This window comes from Phaeocystidibacter luteus (genome assembly GCF_008933115.1).
Classification (GTDB): domain Bacteria; phylum Bacteroidota; class Bacteroidia; order Flavobacteriales; family Schleiferiaceae; genus Phaeocystidibacter; species Phaeocystidibacter luteus.
Genome location: NZ_WBVO01000012.1, coordinates 1 through 18,152, shown reverse-complemented (window position 1 = coordinate 18,152; position 18,152 = coordinate 1). Strand labels below are relative to the sequence as shown.

At 47.4% G+C, this 18,152-nt stretch carries 12 protein-coding genes; 4 read left to right on the top strand and 8 right to left on the bottom strand.

Annotated elements, in window-relative coordinates; all coding sequences use genetic code 11:
- Positions 1–17: 17 nt before the first annotated feature.
- From F8C67_RS12535 to F8C67_RS12520, 4 genes are all read right to left on the bottom strand, one after another.
- Positions 18–2,558: a DUF5686 and carboxypeptidase-like regulatory domain-containing protein gene (locus F8C67_RS12535; protein ID WP_151668204.1), complete on the bottom strand. Its 2,541-nt coding sequence runs from the start codon at positions 2,556–2,558 to the stop codon at positions 18–20.
- Positions 2,559–2,560: 2 nt separating this feature from the next.
- Positions 2,561–3,304, bottom strand: coding sequence for a cyclase family protein (locus F8C67_RS12530; protein WP_151668203.1), 744 nt, complete (start codon positions 3,302–3,304; stop codon positions 2,561–2,563).
- A gap of 65 nt (positions 3,305–3,369) precedes the next feature.
- Complete coding sequence (hemW, locus tag F8C67_RS12525) at positions 3,370–4,494, bottom strand: radical SAM family heme chaperone HemW (protein WP_151668202.1); 1,125 nt, start codon at positions 4,492–4,494, stop codon at positions 3,370–3,372.
- On the bottom strand, positions 4,494–5,654 hold the full coding sequence (locus F8C67_RS12520) for a sensor histidine kinase (RefSeq protein WP_151668201.1): 1,161 nt from the start codon (positions 5,652–5,654) through the stop codon (positions 4,494–4,496). The genes hemW and F8C67_RS12520 overlap by 1 nt, the downstream gene beginning before the upstream one ends.
- Positions 5,655–5,755: 101 nt before the next feature.
- On the opposite strand from F8C67_RS12520, the gene F8C67_RS12515 reads away from it, so the two are divergent.
- Together F8C67_RS12515 and F8C67_RS12510 are read left to right on the top strand one after the other, a co-directional pair.
- Positions 5,756–7,015 (top strand): metallophosphoesterase, encoded by a 1,260-nt coding sequence (locus F8C67_RS12515; protein ID WP_317132326.1) that lies wholly within the window; start codon positions 5,756–5,758, stop codon positions 7,013–7,015.
- 39 nt (positions 7,016–7,054) lie between these two features.
- Positions 7,055–7,549, top strand: a complete 495-nt coding sequence (locus F8C67_RS12510; RefSeq protein ID WP_151668200.1) for a lipocalin-like domain-containing protein — start codon at positions 7,055–7,057, stop codon at positions 7,547–7,549.
- Position 7,550: 1 nt separating this feature from the next.
- On the opposite strand, the gene F8C67_RS12505 is transcribed toward F8C67_RS12510, so the two are convergent.
- On the bottom strand, positions 7,551–8,504 hold the full coding sequence (locus F8C67_RS12505; RefSeq protein WP_151668199.1) for an NAD-dependent epimerase/dehydratase family protein: 954 nt from the start codon (positions 8,502–8,504) through the stop codon (positions 7,551–7,553).
- Between the two features lie 150 nt (positions 8,505–8,654).
- Between F8C67_RS12505 and trhO the strand changes: the two genes are divergently transcribed.
- Positions 8,655–9,695, top strand: coding sequence for an oxygen-dependent tRNA uridine(34) hydroxylase TrhO (gene trhO, locus F8C67_RS12500; protein ID WP_151668198.1), 1,041 nt, complete (start codon positions 8,655–8,657; stop codon positions 9,693–9,695).
- Positions 9,696–10,298: 603 nt separating this feature from the next.
- On the opposite strand, the gene hppD is transcribed toward trhO, so the two are convergent.
- The 3 genes from hppD to F8C67_RS12485 form a co-directional block, all read right to left on the bottom strand.
- Positions 10,299–11,438, bottom strand: coding sequence for a 4-hydroxyphenylpyruvate dioxygenase (hppD, locus tag F8C67_RS12495; RefSeq protein WP_151668197.1), 1,140 nt, complete (start codon positions 11,436–11,438; stop codon positions 10,299–10,301).
- A 56-nt stretch (positions 11,439–11,494) separates the two neighbouring features.
- Positions 11,495–12,649 (bottom strand): homogentisate 1,2-dioxygenase, encoded by a 1,155-nt coding sequence (locus F8C67_RS12490; RefSeq protein WP_151668196.1) that lies wholly within the window; start codon positions 12,647–12,649, stop codon positions 11,495–11,497.
- A gap of 146 nt (positions 12,650–12,795) precedes the next feature.
- Positions 12,796–14,463, bottom strand: coding sequence for a T9SS type A sorting domain-containing protein (locus tag F8C67_RS12485; RefSeq protein WP_151668195.1), 1,668 nt, complete (start codon positions 14,461–14,463; stop codon positions 12,796–12,798).
- A gap of 852 nt (positions 14,464–15,315) precedes the next feature.
- Here F8C67_RS12485 and F8C67_RS12480 point away from each other — a divergent pair.
- Positions 15,316–17,394 (top strand): endonuclease, encoded by a 2,079-nt coding sequence (locus tag F8C67_RS12480; protein WP_151668194.1) that lies wholly within the window; start codon positions 15,316–15,318, stop codon positions 17,392–17,394.
- The last annotated feature ends 758 nt before the right edge of the window (positions 17,395–18,152 follow it).

Sequence of the window (18,152 nt, the reverse complement as noted above, 5' to 3'; positions counted from 1 at the left end):
CTAAATTCAAATACCTGTTAGAACGCGGTACGTAGACTCAACTTAAATGCAAAGTTATCTGAGTACTCACCAGTGTAATACGGGCCAAATCTTTGGTAGAAACCAACTCCCAAACTGCCGAATATCTTGTTGATTTCAAGTCCCGCTTCGTGGTAAATATTCTCAAAGCCCTGGAGGTTCAGACCCAAGTGACGTTCCGCATCATTCAGTTCACCATAGGTTGATCGGTACATCACATCAATTACCGGCTTCCAACCCCAAAGATCGAGCAGGCGATCCTCAAAACTGTGACGCACATCGATCGCAACGTATTGATTAGCCGCAAAAGTGTTGAACGGCATGGTTTCAAAACCGCGAAGGGTGGCTAGTGAATTTGCCAGATCGAATTTGCCAAGTGGGCCACTCGCATTTGCATCCGGACCTGCTAGGAAAGAATATGGCACATCGCCTTGGATGTAAGATCCGGTGAGCGTGAAGGTTGTAGTTCCTGTATACACTCGCTTGATTTGGTGTGCAGCCTTCACGTCAATTCTACGGAAAGGAAAGTTTCTGTCGAACATACCGTCGAAGCTCTCTTCGTACGCAATTCTGAATCGAGGATAGGTCGTTTCAAGTGCACGCAGCCCAAACGGACCCGAAATGTATCTGTCATTTGGAGCATACTCCATTTCCAATCGCGCGAAAGCAACGTTGAAGCCATTCAAAGCGATATCTACATCCTCCGATGTGTAGCGGTATTGATAATCGCCCGACGTAAATCTATTCTGTCGATGGAAACTCACATCTGCTCTCCAGTTTGGCCAGATTCGGTGTGAAATTCCAAAGTAAACATCGCTCACCTCATCAAAGGTTGGAATGAAGAGGAATCGATAATCCGAATTCGTGAAAATGGTTTTTCGTTGGAGGTTGTAGCGCGTGCCGCCCGTTTCAAAGATGTCGAAGTCGTAGCCTCCATAAAGCTTCGTCTCCGATACTCTGTCGAAATATATCTCTCCGAAATAACCGTATTTCCAAACCCCATCTCCAAAGCCATAGGCCACTTTACCACCGACAGAAAAGTGCTCGCTCAGCTTGGGACTAGTTTGCAGCCCTACTCCCAATCGGAATCCTTCGTACACGTTGTACCGCATGATTTGGTCTATGTTGAAATCGAAATACCCCCAGCGAATTTTACCGGTACTCAATGCAAGCAGCCATTTCAACCTTTGATCGATGTTGAACTCCTCACCAATACTGTCTAGTACCTCGTATGTTCGAGTCTCCTTTTCAGTTAAGCTCTCTCCTCGGTACTTATTCCAAAACTCTTCGTCTCTATCCGCCGCATTCGGGTCAATTTCAACCGAAATCCTGTGAATGTCCCGAGATCTCAATTCGGGGTTGATTTGAATATTCTGAAGCTTCGTTCTTCCGATTCCAACCAACTCGCTACCTCCGGAAGTTGATACGGCAACGGCGGAAGACACTCCGTTTTCATCCGACTCAAATCTCCTAAAGTCCATATGCAACTCCTGAGGGAACCATCGGTTTGATTTCTTCTCGTAGAATTGTTGGATTTCAACACCAAATACTCCGTCATCCCCCAGGTCGATTCCCAATAAATCTTGATTGGTCGGGCGTGCAATCACTCGCCTTACGGCCCAATTGTCGGTTGTCACATACAACTCCCCGTCGATTCCTTTGAAACTGTGGCCAGGTTCAGGGAAATACTGGATGACAAAAACGGTGTCTTGACCTTCTAGAATTGTATCCAATGGAGAATACACATATCTGCCAATGGCTCCAGGAGCTACGGGGTTCACCCTTTCGGATCCTAGTATTTTGATGTAGTTATCGTAGAAACTGAAGGACTGCATTTCGGTAGCGAGCAGCACGAAAAGTGGTGTTTGAAGTCCAGAAATCCGCGTCGCCAATACCTTCTCATTATCCCTTGGGGACGCATACTTTCTCTCTGTCACCGATTCCATTAGGAACAAGTGCTGAGATTCCATGAACTTCCGCGTTCGATAACCGCTCGAGTCAATCTTCAAAATACTGTCCTTGTTGACCCCCAGCTGAAGGTTTCCTGTATCCAGAGGTGCATAAATGGTGTCGAAATCCGGAGCTAGAGAATCGCTCATCAACGTAAAAACAAACTTCGAGTAGGTTTCATAGGAGAAGGCGTCTAACGAAGTTGGATTGTTGTAATTCCGATTGTCAATTACGTTTCTGATGATGCGGTGTAGCGGATTCTCTCCTGCTAAAACTTCTACCTCGCCGATGACATTGTCGGATGAGCGCAACTCAAACCTCAACTCAGCCTCACCGGAATAATCAAATCGCTTACTGGTGTAGCCAAACGCACGCACACGGAAATACGAGATATCATCCGTCGATTTGATTTCAAATTTTCCATCGGCGTCTGTCGTAGTTCCTCTATTCTGATCGTTGATTATGATGGCCGCATAGGGGATGCTGTTTCCTGTTTCATCATCTACCACAACTCCTGTGATGGATTGTGCGAATGAGCAGAATGAAAGCGCGAAGAAAAGGAGGGTCAGGTATAAGGTTGGTCTCCTCATGGTTAACGTTTTTGTAAAGGGTAAAGCACAGGGCGGCTTGGTGCCGCATCGTTTTCAAACGGACCTATTTGAAGGTTGAGGAGATAGGTGTCGTCTTGCACCTCTGCGGGTACATGAATCAATTCGGTAATGGTAGCGTTCATGCGAACTTCATCTGGAATATTCCAGAACGCCTTATGAGCGGCAAGCTTGCCTTCGTCCATCTCGCGATCTACGGAAGGCAAGTCGATTAGCAAATGTAAAACGCCGTGGTTGGCCAACTCCTTGGCAGCAATGGCGTCGATATAGGGAGGATTGGTATTCGACCAATTCTTGTGCCTGCGGTCTTCCGTGCTTGTTCTTAGAACTACGGCCTCTGGACGATTATTCACAACTGCTTCCTCGAGCATATCCCAATAAATGACGTGGTCGCCATTTTCGAGTTCGCGAGGCAGTACTGTGATTACACGAGCCAACACGTGATAGGAGTTCACTGCTCGGTCGATGGAATGTACGGTAGGCTCTACGTGTCCAGGTCCCTCTGTATGGGTTCCATGGCTGTGAGGGTTGAAAGCGATGTTTCTGAAGTTCACAGACCCTCCTTCAGCCACTACGCCCACCCAGTTCTCATCTCGTACGGCCTCAATTTCGGCATGATCGAGATACCACGCTCTCGGCCCTGATGTATCGATTGGAACCGAAAGGTCGTGAAACGTGTGGAAGTCGATATCGTAAACAACATTGTCCTTGATGATCTGGGCAGTCATGCGGTTGGTATTTTCCGTGTTAAGCGTGCAGGCAGTTAGCAATGGTAAAGCGAGAAGCCAAGTTTTCATGCGTCCATGAGTTCAACGGTGATTCCGTCCGCCAAAAACATACCATTTTCGGTGAGCACTAATCGGTCACCTTCCCACTTCACATAGTTCTTATCAACCAAGCTTTCGGCAGCACTTAAAAATAGTGACTTATATCGTTCCCCGAAGCGAACTGAAACTTCTTCTAAAGAAATGCCTTCAGCCCTGCGCAGTTGAATCATCATCCATTCATTGTATCGATCCCGCACAGTCAACCGTTCGGTTTCGAACCAACCTTCTCCACTCCCCACTCTTTGTCCGTAAAGGGCGTTGTTTCTTACGTTCCACCTCCTGAGGTCGCCATCGAAGCTATGCGCCCCTGGACCAATACCGAGGTAGGGAACTCCTTTCCAGTAATTGCTATTGTGGACGCTTCGCCAGCCAGGCTTCCCAAAATTCGAAATCTCATAGTGGTCGTATCCGGCACCTATGAGCATCTCTCTCAAAATGAGAAACTGCTGGTGAGCCACTTCTTCATCGGGCTGTTGGGTTCTGCCCTTCTCTATGGCATGTGCTAATGCCGTTTTCTCTTCAACCGTAAGCGCATAGGCTGAAACGTGTGGGATTCCGGCATCGATGGCCATTTGTACGTTGTCTTTCCACCTGCTCGTACTCGAAACGGGAACGCCATAAATCAGGTCGATAGTAATGTTCTCAAATCCTACTTTTTGCGCGAGGCGAATAGACTCTACAGATTTTGATGCGGTGTGATTTCTATTCATCCACATCAATTCGTCTTCAAAAAACGATTGAACGCCCATGCTCAATCGATTCACACCTAAACTGAGCCATCCTTCTAGCTGAGCTTCGTTTACATCTTCCGGATTCACCTCTATGGTTATCTCAGCCGCGGGTTCAACGTCAAACTTTGCTCGAATCAATTCGAGGATAGATTGTAGGTCAGACAACTCCAATGTACTCGGAGTGCCGCCGCCAAAATAGATCGTTTGAATAGGCGCGGGCCATGCGGCTGCCCAATGCTCAATTTCACGCTTCATTCCGGCAACTACAGCATCGTATGTTTTAAAGGATGTGCTGAAATGAAAGTCGCAATAATGGCACGCCTTTCTGCAAAAGGGAATGTGTAAATAGATTCCGCTCATCAAGATGCGATTGGGAGAAGAATTCTAAAGGTAGTTCCAGCTCCAGGTTCAGACTTCACCACGAAAATTCGCCCATCGTGGTAATCCTCAATGATTCTCTGCGCCAAGCTAAGCCCCAATCCCCAGCCACGCTGCTTAGTGGTGAAACCCGGACGGAATATGGCTTTATACTGATTCCTCGGAAGTCCTTTTCCGGTATCTCGAACATCGATTTTCATGCTTCTTCCGGCCTCTTCGAGTGAGATATCAACCTGACCGGCACCTTCGATGGCATCAACGGCATTTCGAATGAGGTTTTCGATTACCCAACTAAAAAGCTGACGGTTAATCGGAAGGACGATTTCGCCTTCTGGCACGGATAGATTGATATCAATCTTCTTACTCGTTCTTGAGCGCAGGTAATCGAGTGATTCTTTCAAGCAATCGATGAGGTCTTCATTCTTTAGCTCTGGAATGGAGCCGATTTTACTAAACCGCGCGGTGATCGTTTCAAGTCGGTCTACATCCTTAAGCATCTCATTCAGCGCGGTTTCGTCGACCCCTTGAGCTCTTAGTAGCTCGATCCAGCCCAACATAGATGAGAGCGGTGTTCCAATTTGGTGGGCGGTTTCCTTCGCCATCCCACTCCAAACCCGCTCTTGTTCGCTGCGGCGAGCGGAACTAAATGCGGCATATGCAATGCCGACAAACACTGCTATCACACCGAGCAGTACCCAAGGGTAGATTCGAAGCTTTTTGAGGAGGATGGATTCTTGGTAATAGACAATGTTCTTTTTCCCTTCGGCAAATTCAATGACGATGGGTTCATTTTCCTCCGCCATTCTAGGTATCAAAGCTTCCAAGTAGCCTGGCCTAGCAGCTTTCTCCTGGTTGATGTTACGTTTTGCGATGATATGACCATCCTGATCTGTGAGAATAATAGGAATAGTAGTATTCCCTTCCATAATCATCCCATACAATGTAAGGTCACCAGTGGCAGCATCAGAGCCAAATAGTTGTACTGCATTCGCCCATATTTTCACCGACCGCTCTTCTCCTTTTCGGAGTTCACTCAAAAAAGATTCAGTGTAAAGTAGCGTTCCGGCACCTATGAGCAAGGCACAAAGAAAGAGAATGAGCTTCCAGGCGTTTTTATTCCTGTGGATATCTGGTCGACGCATGTCCGAAAAATACGTGTTTATCGCGAGTTGCCCTATGGAACGGCGTAAAGCGCAAACAATTGCACTAAATTCGCGTTCACACCCAAGCAATTAGCAGCATTGTGAATTTCATCATCTTCTTTTCCATATCCCTTATCATCTTTGGTTTGATGGATCTTTACGTGTACCAAAGCGTAAAAACAGCATCTTCCAAAAAGTGGGTCCGTCGCTTGTATTGGGCAATCTCCATTTCGGCATACGTGTACATGATACTTTCTGTCCTCACCTTCGATTCTGCCAACGAAAGCAGGAAGGTTTTGAATGGCTTCATGTCGATTATCATGTTGTGGTACATGCCAAAATTCGTGGTGTTAGCCTTCTTGATTCCGGAGGACATCATCCGACTTCCAATTGGGCTTTATCGCAGAATCTTTCACACGGAACGCAGAGAGGTAGGTGAACAGTTCGTCCCAGGTCGTAGGCGATTCATTCACAATGTGGCGCTCGGATTGGCCGCAGTTCCTCTCGCCGGTGTTGTTCACGGAATTTGGAAGGGGAAGTACAACTTTCGCGTCATCAAAAAGACGCTCTTTTTTGAGGATTTACCCGAGGCCTTTGACGGGTTTACCATTACTCAGGTGAGTGATATCCACTCGGGTTCTTTCGACAATCGCGAGAAGATTCAATATGGAATCGACCTGATCAAGGCGCAGAACACGGATCTATTCCTGTTTACGGGAGATATGGTTAACAATCGATCGGAGGAAGTGGTAGCTTGGGTAGATGTATTGAAAGAGATTCGCGCACCGTACGGTCAGTTCGCCGTATTGGGCAACCACGACTACGGAACCTACCGAACTTGGAGCGAGGATGAAGATGAGCAGAAATACCTCGCCAAAGTGGATACGGATAGGCTTGTAGAAATTCAGGAAAATGAAATTGGCTTCCGCAACCTTCGAAACGAGTCGGTGAAAATCGAAAAGGATGGTCAGACCTTCGACCTTGTTGGCGTAGAAAATTGGGGCGAAGGATTCCACCAGGAAGGGGACCTTGACAAGGCGACGGAAGGTTTGGAAGATGACTCATTCAAAATATTGATGAGTCACGACCCAACTCATTTCGATAAGCATGTAAAGACCCACAAGAAGAAGGTACATCTCACACTTTCAGGCCATACGCATGGAATGCAGTTTGGGATAGAAATTCCGGGCTTCATAAAATGGAGTCCCATAAGTTTTCGTTACCCGAAGTGGGCTGGACTTTACGAGGAAAACGGGAAGTACTTGTACGTGAATCGAGGCTTTGGATATCTCGCATATCCAGGTCGGACAGGAATTTGGCCTGAGGTAACTGTTTTTGAACTCAGAAAAAAGTCCGTGTAGCTCCTAAATAGCTAAATTTGAAGCATTAAACGACCCGCTATGAAAACCCTATCTCTCAAGTTACTCGCCTTTTCGCTAGTCATCGTGGCCTCTTCATGTAAGAAAGATGACCCCGAGCCAAGCACTCCTTCTAATCGTGAAAAGCTTTCGGGCAATTGGGAACTCACCGATATTGATGCAAATGGGGTAATCTCTTTTATGGGACAGTCTATTCCGTTTGTAACAACAAATGCCGATATCGACCAGGGTAGTTATTTCGATTTTGAAATGAATCCCGATGAAGTTGAGTACGACGCATCGGCGACCATCACGGTAAGTGCGATTCAGGAATTTGAAATCCCGTATCAGCAGGCAGGTCGAGGCACTTGGGAACTTCAGGGTCGAGATTCACTCTTCGTTACCGAAGATGGACAAACCACTAGTTACGGCATTCTAAGCTGGACAGACAACAGAATGATTCTCCGTTCCAAGCAAGAATTGGACTTTGGGGGTCAGAGTTTCAACGCCACTATTGAAGCCGTAATTGAGCGCTAGGTTATAAACCCAACTTCACTTTTAGGTTAGTGAGCATGTCCTCGGTCATTCGGTCGAGGTCGAACTCATGTTTCCATCCCCAATCTTCGCGGGCGCGTGAATCGTCGATAATACTAGGCCAGGAATCAGCGATGGCTTGACGGAAATCAGGAGCAAAATCAAGCTTGAAATCGGGCATTATCTTTTGAATGGATTCCGCCACATGCTCTGGAGCGAAGGAAATACCGGCCAGATTGTAGCTCGTGCGAACCTTTACTTGATCGGCGGGAGCATCCATCAATCCAACAGTGGCACGAATTGCATCTGGCATGTACATCATTGGAAGCATTGTACCCTTGTCGAGGAAACTCGTGTACTTCCCTTGCTTGAGGGCTTCGTAATAAATTTCCACCGCGTAATCAGTTGTTCCGCCGCCTGGTTCGCTTTTCCATGAAATGATTCCTGGGTATCGAATAGAGCGAACATCAACATTATACTTGTTGAAGTAGTAATTACACCACTGCTCTCCCGCTTGTTTCGAGATACCGTAAACTGTAGAAGGCTCCATGATGGTCTCCTGAGGCGTGTTCATCTTCGGCGTATTAGGTCCGAAGCAAGCAATAGAACTTGGCCAATACACCTTCTTGATGGCTCCGTCCTTTGCGAGGTTCAACACGTGAAAAAGGCTATCCATATTAAGCGCCCACCCCTTTTCGGGCATGCGTTCAGCTGTGGCAGAGAGCATTGCTACGAGGTGATACACTTGGGTTACCCCGTGTTTCTTAACCACCTCCGCAATTCGGTTCCCGTCCATGACATTAATTTCCTCAAAGGGACCAGACTCCATCACATCTGGATGGGCATCTTTGATGTCGGATGCAACAACATTTGCGTTGCCATACGTCTCGCGAAGGTTCATCACGAGTTCGGTACCAATCTGGCCAGAAGCGCCAAGAACGAGAATTACTTCCTTCATACTAATAAGGGGTTAAGCGGGGCAAAGATATTCAACTTCGGTTGCATCCCAACACCTCGGTATAGAAGCCTAGCAGAACTTGCAACATGACTTTCATCAGTGTTTTCCGATGAAATCGGCGTACCTTTGCACCCTGAAATTCAGGATGTCATGGAAGAATCACGCAAACAACCCAAAAGAGCACTGTACAACAAGTACGACCGAGAGGAGCTACAGAAGCGTCTTGACGCTGAGGACTTTACTCGCAGAACTGTTTCTTTCTACCGTTATGTGATTATTGAGAATGTTGAGGAAATGCGCGACCGTTTGTATGCCATGTGGGACGACTTGAATTGTTTAGGTCGGATATACATCGCACGCGAGGGAATCAATGCGCAAATGAACGTACCTGAGCACAACTGGGAAGCATTTGTAAAACAGCTTTACGCTATCGAACAGTTTGCCAATGTGCCTTTCAAAATCGCAGTTGAGGATGATGGAAAGTCTTTCCTCAAGCTCGCGGTAAAGGTTCGAAATCAAATTGTGGCCGACGGACTTCCAGAGACCGAATATGACGTTACGAACGTGGGTCGACATTTGACCGCTCAAGAATGGAATGAGCTCATGGAGTCGGGTGAATCGATCGTGGTTGATATGCGTAACCACTACGAAACGGAGATTGGTCACTTTGAAGGCGCCGTTCTTCCTGATGCGGAAACCTTCCGCGAAGAGCTTCCGGAAGTGCTCGACAAGTTAAAAGGTCAGGAAGACAAGCCAATATTGCTCTACTGTACAGGTGGCATCCGTTGTGAGAAGACCTCTGCATATTTGAAGCATCACGGATTTGAAAACGTGAACCAGCTACACGGTGGCATCATCGATTATGCGCGTCAGATTAAGGAGCAAGAACTTCCGAATAAATTCCGTGGCAAAAACTTCGTTTTCGACGATCGCTTGGGAGAGCATATCTCGGAAGAAGTGATCTCAAAATGTCACCAATGTGGCAAGCCTAGCGACACCCACACCAACTGTAAAAACGTTGCTTGCAACCTACTATTCATTCAATGTGAAGAGTGCGCTGCAGAAAACGAAGGCACATGCTCGAATGAATGTCAGGATATCATCCACCTCCCAGAAGAAGAGCAGGAAGTGATTCGAAAGCAGTGGGCGAAGGAGGGAAGGACGAAGAAGAGGTATAGTAAACCCTGTTAAGATTGCTTCTGCGAAGCAAAAGGATCCCGCTCACGCGGGAAAAGGTTCTTCGCCTTACGGCGAATAAAGGGCCTCGTACCTCGGCAAGCAACGCCTCCCCCTTGCTCAAAGCACCTCACGCGTAGTATCTTACACGCAGCTTCTAAGGCCTCGTACCTCAGCAAGTTCTGCGCTTTTTAAGCTTTGAAAAGGCCTCATCCTTCGGCAAGACAAACGCCATCCTTACGCATAGCGTCTTGCGCGAAGCGCCTTGCTCCACGAGCCTTACGCGTAGCGTCTTACACGAAGTGTTTTGTGCGAAGCACCTTAACGCAGTTTCTTGCGCAAAGCGCCTTACACGCAGTGTCTTGTGCGAAGCACCTTAAACGCAGTTTCTTGCGCGCAGCGCCCCATAAAATCACAAAAAAAGACCCACCGTAAACCGGCAGGCCTTCCTATATCTAACTTGAGGTGCTGTAGAGAAGCGGAAGTAGGTCTGACCCTCTCCCGAGTCGGCTGCGCCTCTCGGGATTCCTCCCTTTTGGTCGGATCATCAGTCCAAGAGTCCAAGAGTCCAACCCTCTAACCCTCTAACCCTCCAATACCTCTAACCCTCCAACACCTCTAGAGCGTTCCTCTATTATCCTGCTCTCTTTCGATTGCTTCAAACAACGCCTTGAAGTTTCCTTTACCGAAGCTTTGAGCTCCTTTACGTTGGATGATTTCGAAGAATAGAGTTGGACGATCAGCAACTGGTTTTGTGAAGAGTTGAAGCAGGTAGCCTTCTTCGTCACGATCAACCAAAATGCCGTGTTCACGCAGAATTGCGATGTCTTCGTCGATATCACCGACGCGTTCAAGAAGATCTTCGTAGTAGTTATCTGGAACGTACAAGAACTCAACGCCGCGGTCTTTCATAGCAGAAACCGTTTTGATGATGTCATCAGTAGCTACTGCGATGTGCTGAACACCTGCACCGTTATAGAAATCGATGTATTCTTCGATTTGGCTCTTCTTCTTTCCTTCTGCTGGTTCGTTGATTGGGAACTTGATGCGACCGTTTCCGTTGGTCATCACTTTTGACATCAAAGCCGTGTACTCGGTAGAAATGTCTTTGTCGTCGAATGAAATCAACTGCGCAAATCCCATCACTTTCGCGTAGAATTCAACCCACTTGTTCATCTCGCCCCAACCTACGTTACCAACCATATGGTCGATGTACTTCAAGCCTGTATCTTCTGGCTTGTAGTGGCTATCCCATGCGCGGTATCCTGGCATAAACGGACCGTCATACTCGCTTCTGTCAACAAATACGTGAACCGTTTCACCGTACGTTTTGATTCCAGAAATAACAACCTTTCCGTTTTCGTCTTCGATGGTTTTTGGTTCGAAAGCAACCTCAGCGCCACGGCCGGTTGTAGTTTCGAAGCTCTTCACAGCATCGTCTACCCAGAGGGCAACGTTCTTCACCCCGTCGCCGTGCTTGTTGATGTGCTCGTTGATCGGGCCATCGGCGCTCATAGGCGAGGTAAGAACTAGGCGAATTTTGCCTTGTTGAAGAACGTAGCTTGTACGGTCCTTCATTCCGGTTTCGAGTCCAGCGTAAGCCACACCCTGAAATCCGAATGCTGTTTTATAGAAGTGTGCTGCTTGCTTGGCGTTTCCCACGAAGAGTTCTACGTGGTCGGTTCCGTTGAGCGGAAGAAAGTCTTCGGCATCTGTGAAGATTTTCTCCAATTTCAAACTGGTAGTATCTGTAGCCATATTCAAAGTTTTGAGCCTTTTCTAAATTTCGTTCAAAGGTACAAAGATGCCGTGGCCTATTCTAGCCACGACTTCCAATAGTCATTCTCTCCAATGTTGAGCGCTTCGGCCGTAATGCGCAACGGCTTGAAGGTGTCAATCATCACAGCGAGTTCCTGTGTTTCGGTCTGACCAATACTGCGCTCATAAGCACCTGGGTGCGGACCGTGCGGAATGCCTGCGGGGTGAAGGGAAATAAAGCCTTTCTCCACGTGGTTTCTCGACATAAAATCGCCATCCACATAGTACAGCACCTCATCGCTATCGATGTTGCTGTGATTGTACGGTGCAGGAATAGCTTCTGGGTGGTAATCGTACATACGCGGTGCGAATGTGCAGATTACGAAGTTCCAACCTTCAAAAGTTTGGTGAACCGGAGGCGGTTGGTGAACACGGCCTGTGATAGGTTCAAAATCGAGGGCTGAGAAGATGTACGGGAAGTTATAACCATCCCATCCTACAACGTCGAATGGATGCGAACCGTAAACAACCTCGTGCATTACATTCTCCTTGCGAATAAACATGCGGAACTCACCGAGTTCATCATGAGTTTCAAGCTCATTTGGAAGGCGGAAATCGCGTTCACAGAACGGGCTGTGTTCGAGAAGCTGTCCGAAGTTATTGCGGTATCTCTTCGGGGTAACGATGGGCGAGAAACTCTCGGTTATGAGTAGACGGTTGTCTTCCGTTTCAAACTCAATTTGGTAAATCATACCGCGTGGAACGACGATGTAATCGGCATAACCGAATTCGAGGTTACCGAGCATGGTGCGAATCTTTCCTTTGCCTTTGTGCACGAAGATCACTTCGTCGGCATCCGCATTCTTGTAGAAGTAATCGCTCATTCCCTTTTTGGGAGCTGCGAGAGTGATGTTTAGATCGTTGTTGAAGAGAACAATCTTCCGACTTTCGAGAAAATCGTCAGCGGGAGTTACATCCCATCCGCGAAGCATGCGCGAGGTGATGTTCTTATCGATAGCAGCTTCGGGAGCTACGTTCTTGGCCTCGCCAATTTGTTTGATCATCGTAGGACGGTGCACGTGGTAAAGCAAAGATGATACACCGCTGAATCCTTCGGTTCCAAACAATTGTTCGTAGTAAAGTCCACCGTCGGGTTTCTTAAACACCGTGTGACGCTTATGTGGAATCTTACCTAATTTATGGTATAGCATGGGTCAGAGATTCTTTGCGGGCAAAGTTAGCCATTTGCATGCGGGCAAATATGACGGATGTCATGCTTCTCGAATTGGGGTATAAAAAAGAAAGGACCTCCGTTTGACGGGAGGTCCATTCAGCAGGCGCGGAATCGCGTTCCATTCTATGGCCGTTTCATCCATTTAATGGAGAAATTTGATTCCGGTGTGCGCAAGACATAAACGCCTGGAGGGAGTCCCGAAATCGGGAGTTGCGTTTGGCCAAATGCACCTACATGACCAGTCGCAACCGTCCTCCCAGTAAGATCCATGACTTCGAGCTCAAAGGCTCTGTCATGAGGGTTTTCAACATATAAGAATTGTAAATCCTGACCTACAACCAACTGTTGAGTGCGGGCAGAATTCTCAGATTGCCCAATTGTGTTGTAGGCCAGGAAGAGTTTATCGATATCGGCACCAATGCTGTCGAGAATATTGTCGAAGGCAGATGTGTCTTCTCGCCCCCAAACGCTGGCATACTTTAGGGTGATTTTTTCGTTCGGTTCCCAAGTGAATGTCCCCATTGAAGCGACCACGCGCTTGTCTTCCGCATCTGCGGGCGATTCGAAGAAGTTAACCGGGTTAGAAGGAAGTGAAAGCAGATCTGGCGAAGCTGTATTCCCTGGGAAAACATAGTGTGAAATACCCATTGCGGCACTCGGGTTATGGCCGTCACCATTTGAGGTTGACCCAAAACCACTCGCATTTTCGATTAAGATGTGCGTCTCATCTCGCCATCTTCCGCGGAGGTAATTGCGAAAATGGATGTCGAGATTTGGGTTCGAATTATGTTGACCAAAGGTGTTGGTGAAGCTCATGGAGCGCATCATGGTGATGGGCTCTACGATTCCGTTGGAAGGATCCTCGGAAATACAGTTTCCAACTTGATCGGAGATGCCATCCACGCATCCATCCCAGTTGTTATCTCTACCGTCGAAGGCATCGGCCGCTGGACCTTCAAGAATCACCATACTCGCCCATGGAGATTCACCAGGAAAGTTTACACCGTTTGCCATGGAGTTCATGGGGTAACTGTAAACCGCGTGGCGAGCGATGTCGGTTCCACTAAGATTCATGGAGGCATAACCCACATCGATATCGGCGAAAACTCCTAGCCACGTGTCGTGGTATGTCTTGTTACTCTTGTTGACGATTTCGAACTCGGTGAAAACGGTTCGATCTTCAATGTCATCCCCATCTAGCATGTAATACCACGCGATACCTTCCATCACAAATGACCAATACTGTGTAAAGCCGCGGTATTGCCAGTCGTTAAAAATGGCAATGGTGCATACATCGCCTTTTATGACTGGGTAATCACCGATCTGGGGTTCGTACACTCCATTGTTATTGACATCCACAAAAGGTGCAAGGTCTTGAGCCTCGGAAAACTGTGCACGCCCATGAGCGGGCCAACTGAGAAGCGGTTCCGGAATAGCGAAATACCAGCCGTTTTTTAGGCTGTCGACCATCCCGGAGGTGACCGTCCAGGTTCGGTTCCAGTAATCGAAGGATGCTGTATCGGAAGAAATAGGGCCGGGAAAGAAGCTCGTTCGATCTTGGCGGTAGGTTTGAACGGAATTGTGATGGATGGTATCGGTACCGTACGAATAACCGCTAAACCAGAGGGATTCTTGGTAGATGTGATTGATGTTATCGCCTCGAACGAGATTGAGATTACCGTCTGCTTGAACCTCGTATCGGGTTCGTTTAAAATCGACGGTGTCGCCTTGAAGAGGTTGTCCCCATCCTAATGCAGGTAGAAACAATAATAGCAGGGTCGCTTTTTTCATAGTGAGTTTGATTGGCAGCAAGGTCAGGTAGCACAATTATTACGGCGATATTTCAGAAAGTGTTGGCTGGGTAACATTATGTGTATAGAAAATAACAGTGAATCGCTACGGTGGGTAGAGGTTTGGGAGGGCCTCACGTGGTGGAGAAAGAGGTTTCTCGCAGAGAATAAAGGAGATAGCGTGGTGGAGAGAGTTCGCAGGGGATCAGCGTACGTGGTTCTCTGCCTTCAGGCGGGCAGGCTGCAAAAGGGCAAGAACAAAATCATCGGAGCGCATAAAAACCGCAAAGTGATGCGCGATGACTTGCGCTGGAATTAAGAGCTGAGGATTGAACTCTATCGCTACTCTGAACTCCCAGCTATTAGGTATGGTGCTTTAGCGCGTGCCGGGCTCGAAGCTTGATCGGGGTTTTATCCTTGTGCGATTCCCCGGAGGGGATAATTCCAATAGCCTCGTGGCTTTAGCCCGAGGGTTGTAGATATAGCGTGGTGGAGAGAGTTCGCAGGGGATCAGCGTACGTGCTTCTCCGCCTGCATGCGGGCAGGCTGAAAAAGGGCAAGAACAAAATCATCGGAGCGCATAAAAAACCGCAAAATGATGCTCGATGACTTGCGCTGAAATTAAGAGCTGAGGATGGAACTATATCGCTACTCCGAATTCCCAGCTATAGGTATGGTGCTTTAGCGCGTGCTGGGTCATTCTATACATAATGTTAATATAAATACGAATGTGTTTTGAGTAGTAATCGAGTGTTGATAATTGAGGCTCTTCTTAACAAGAAGTTAATCTTGGGATAGTCAAGCGAACGTTCATGTTTCAGAACTTGAGCTCACAACTCTAATACCTACTATCATGAATCAGAGACCGTTAGACCTAAGACTGTCTTTGGCATTCGCAGCTATTTTCTTGAGCTTTTCCCTATTCGCTCAAGTGCCAAATGGCTATTACGATGCCGCAAATGGACTTTCCGGAAACAACTTGAAAGCAGCGCTTCATCAAATAATTGATGGCCACACAGAATATCCATACACTAGCTCAAATACAGATGTGTGGGACATCTTGAAAGACGCCGACAAGGACCCAAACAACCCGAACAACGTTATTGGACTTTACTCGGGTTTCTCAATGAATGCAGCGGCCGAATACAATAGCGGGCAAGGCTGGAATCGCGAACACGTATGGGCTAAATCGCGTGGAAACTTCGGAACAACGCTCGGTGCCGGAACGGACTGTCACCACCTTCGCGCAGCGGATATCTCCACCAATTCAGCAAGAAACAATAGAAACTTCGATGAAGCCCCCACTCAATACATTGATGGTTCAGGAAACTACCAGGGAGCCACGGATTCATACACCTCATCTACAGATTGGATTTGGGAACCTCGTGACGAGGTAAAAGGAGATGTTGCACGAATGATCTTCTATATGGTCGTTCGATATGAAGGAACAAATGGAGAGCCTGATTTGGAGCTTACAGACACATGGTTGAGCAACACAGATCAATCTCCACTTCATGGAAAGGCTTCTGTGCTAATGCAGTGGCACCTTGCCGACCCGGTAAGCGCAGAGGAACAGAATCGCAACGATATCATTTACAGCTACCAAGGCAACAGAAACCCGTTTATTGACCATCCCGAATATGCATGCGAGATTTTTCCTGAGTATTGCGACGGGAACAATGGAGGCGGAGGAAATAACGGTGGCGGCGGATCCACCGGTGGAAATGACCTGTTCTTTTCAGAATACATTGAAGGCTCATCCTACAATAAAGCACTAGAGCTAGCAAATACTACAGGAGCAAGCATCGACCTTTCATCATACTCTCTTAAGAAAGAAACCAACGGAGGTGGGTCCTGGGGAAGCGAGTACACTCTATCGGGCACACTTTCCGACGGCGGAGTATTTGTAATCGCTCATAGTTCAGCGGATATATCTATCACAGCAGTCGCCGACGCGACTACAGCTTCGGGAATTGTGACCTTCAATGGGAATGATGTCATTGGACTCTTCAAAAATGGAACTCTAATCGATGTAATTGGCGATTTCGGAAGTTCAGCGACTTATGGCCAAGACGTAACCAAGGTTAGAAATGCCAACGTTACAGGTCCAAACACGACCTACACGACTTCCGAATGGACAGACTATCCATCAAACACGTTTGACTACATCGGAAGTCACAACGGTTCTGGTGGTGGAGGCGGTGGAACCTCTCAACCGACGGAACTGTTTCTCTCGGAATACATGGAAGGTAGTTCAAACAACAAAGCATTAGAAATTGCGAACATCACTTCAAATTCCATTGACCTTTCCGATTACTCTCTGATGAAGCAAACGAACGGAGCGGGAAGCTGGGGAAGCGAACTCAGCTTGTCGGGTTCACTAGCTAGTGGGGACGTTTTTGTAATTGTAAACAGTCAAGCCAAGAAAAACATTCGCAATCGCGCAGATTTAGTTACGGGTTCGGGAATCGTAACCTTCAACGGAAATGACCCCATTGGTTTGTTTAAGAACGGAGTGTTAATCGATATCATCGGGACCTTTGACGGTGGATCGGCGAACTTCGCTCAAGATGTCACCCTCGTAAGAAAAGCAACAATAACAGAACCTACAACAAGCTACGACAGTAATGAGTGGGACAGCTACGCTCAAGACACACGAACATATTTAGGTTCACACAGCACTTCAGCTAAATCACAAGGTGCAATTGAGCGACCGACGTTAGAACTCTATCCCAACCCGGTAAGGGACTTACTTTACTTGCCTTCTGATGCTACAGGACAACTACGGATTATTGATATCGCGGGTAATGTTGTGATTGAACACACAATTGAATCCACAGAATTGGATGTGTCCAGTTTGGAATCTGGGGTTTACATTCTCACCATCGCTTCAAACACGGTTATATCCACTGTACGATTGGTTGTAGAATAAGTCGGTAGAACGTCATTTAGATTAAGCCCTGAACTGAGAGGTTCGGGGCTTTTTTGGTTGAGGGGAGAAAGAGGTTTCTCGCAGAGAATTTGAGAATGTGCGTGGTGGAGGGAGTTCGCAGGGGATCAGCGTAAGTGGTTCTAGCGCCGGTAGGAGGGCAAGCTGCAAAACCGCCAATATCATCTTGGGTGGTGGACTTACTGGCGTGTTTCTCGCAAAATCGCAAAAGGCAAAAACGCGAATAACATCGTGTGTTGTGGATTTACTGGCGTGTTTCTCCCGCCGGTAGTCGGGCAGGCTGAAAAAACACAATAAATCAAATTGTTAGGAGCGGATATCAAAGCGCAAAATCAATGACCTAGCATTGAAACGGTTTGACGCCGTAATCGCCGCTAAGCAATCATGTGCTTTAGTGATTACCACGTCACATATCTAAGGCAATTGCCTAAGTTATCTCGATGTTCATTTTGGGGGCCACCAAGCCCCTCCCCAGTCTCAAGTTCGCGATTTCAATCCAGACTTCTGAAATCTCAAATGACCAAATACCGACAAGCGTTTGAAAACGGAAGTAAACGTTTAAATCACGACTTAGGTCATGGAAATTGATCAATTTGAGAGTGGGGTAGCGGGTGCTACCCCCTGGGGCGACCAGCCCCCTATTCAACACCCAAACTTCGAATACCTCCCTCCAGTCCGACATACTCTCCCTAAACCTGTCAACCAAAATCAGGAAGGGACATCCAATGGTCTAACCCTCC

Bases quoted from the DNA above. Each gene is read 5' to 3' on its own strand.
- hemW (WP_151668202.1), bottom strand. From the start codon at position 4,494: ATGAGCGGAATCTATTTACACATTCCCTTTTGCAGAAAGGCGTGCCAT.
- F8C67_RS12510 (WP_151668200.1), top strand. From the start codon at position 7,055: ATGAAAACCCTATCTCTCAAGTTACTCGCCTTTTCGCTAGTCATCGTG.
- F8C67_RS12485 (WP_151668195.1), bottom strand. From the start codon at position 14,463: ATGAAAAAAGCGACCCTGCTATTATTGTTTCTACCTGCATTAGGATGG.
- F8C67_RS12480 (WP_151668194.1), top strand. From the start codon at position 15,316: ATGAATCAGAGACCGTTAGACCTAAGACTGTCTTTGGCATTCGCAGCT.
- F8C67_RS12520 (WP_151668201.1), bottom strand. From the start codon at position 5,654: ATGCGTCGACCAGATATCCACAGGAATAAAAACGCCTGGAAGCTCATT.
- trhO (WP_151668198.1), top strand. From the start codon at position 8,655: ATGGAAGAATCACGCAAACAACCCAAAAGAGCACTGTACAACAAGTAC.
- F8C67_RS12530 (WP_151668203.1), bottom strand. From the start codon at position 3,304: ATGACTGCCCAGATCATCAAGGACAATGTTGTTTACGATATCGACTTC.
- hppD (WP_151668197.1), bottom strand. From the start codon at position 11,438: ATGGCTACAGATACTACCAGTTTGAAATTGGAGAAAATCTTCACAGAT.
- F8C67_RS12505 (WP_151668199.1), bottom strand. From the start codon at position 8,504: ATGAAGGAAGTAATTCTCGTTCTTGGCGCTTCTGGCCAGATTGGTACC.
- F8C67_RS12490 (WP_151668196.1), bottom strand. From the start codon at position 12,649: ATGCTATACCATAAATTAGGTAAGATTCCACATAAGCGTCACACGGTG.
- F8C67_RS12535 (WP_151668204.1), bottom strand. From the start codon at position 2,558: ATGAGGAGACCAACCTTATACCTGACCCTCCTTTTCTTCGCGCTTTCA.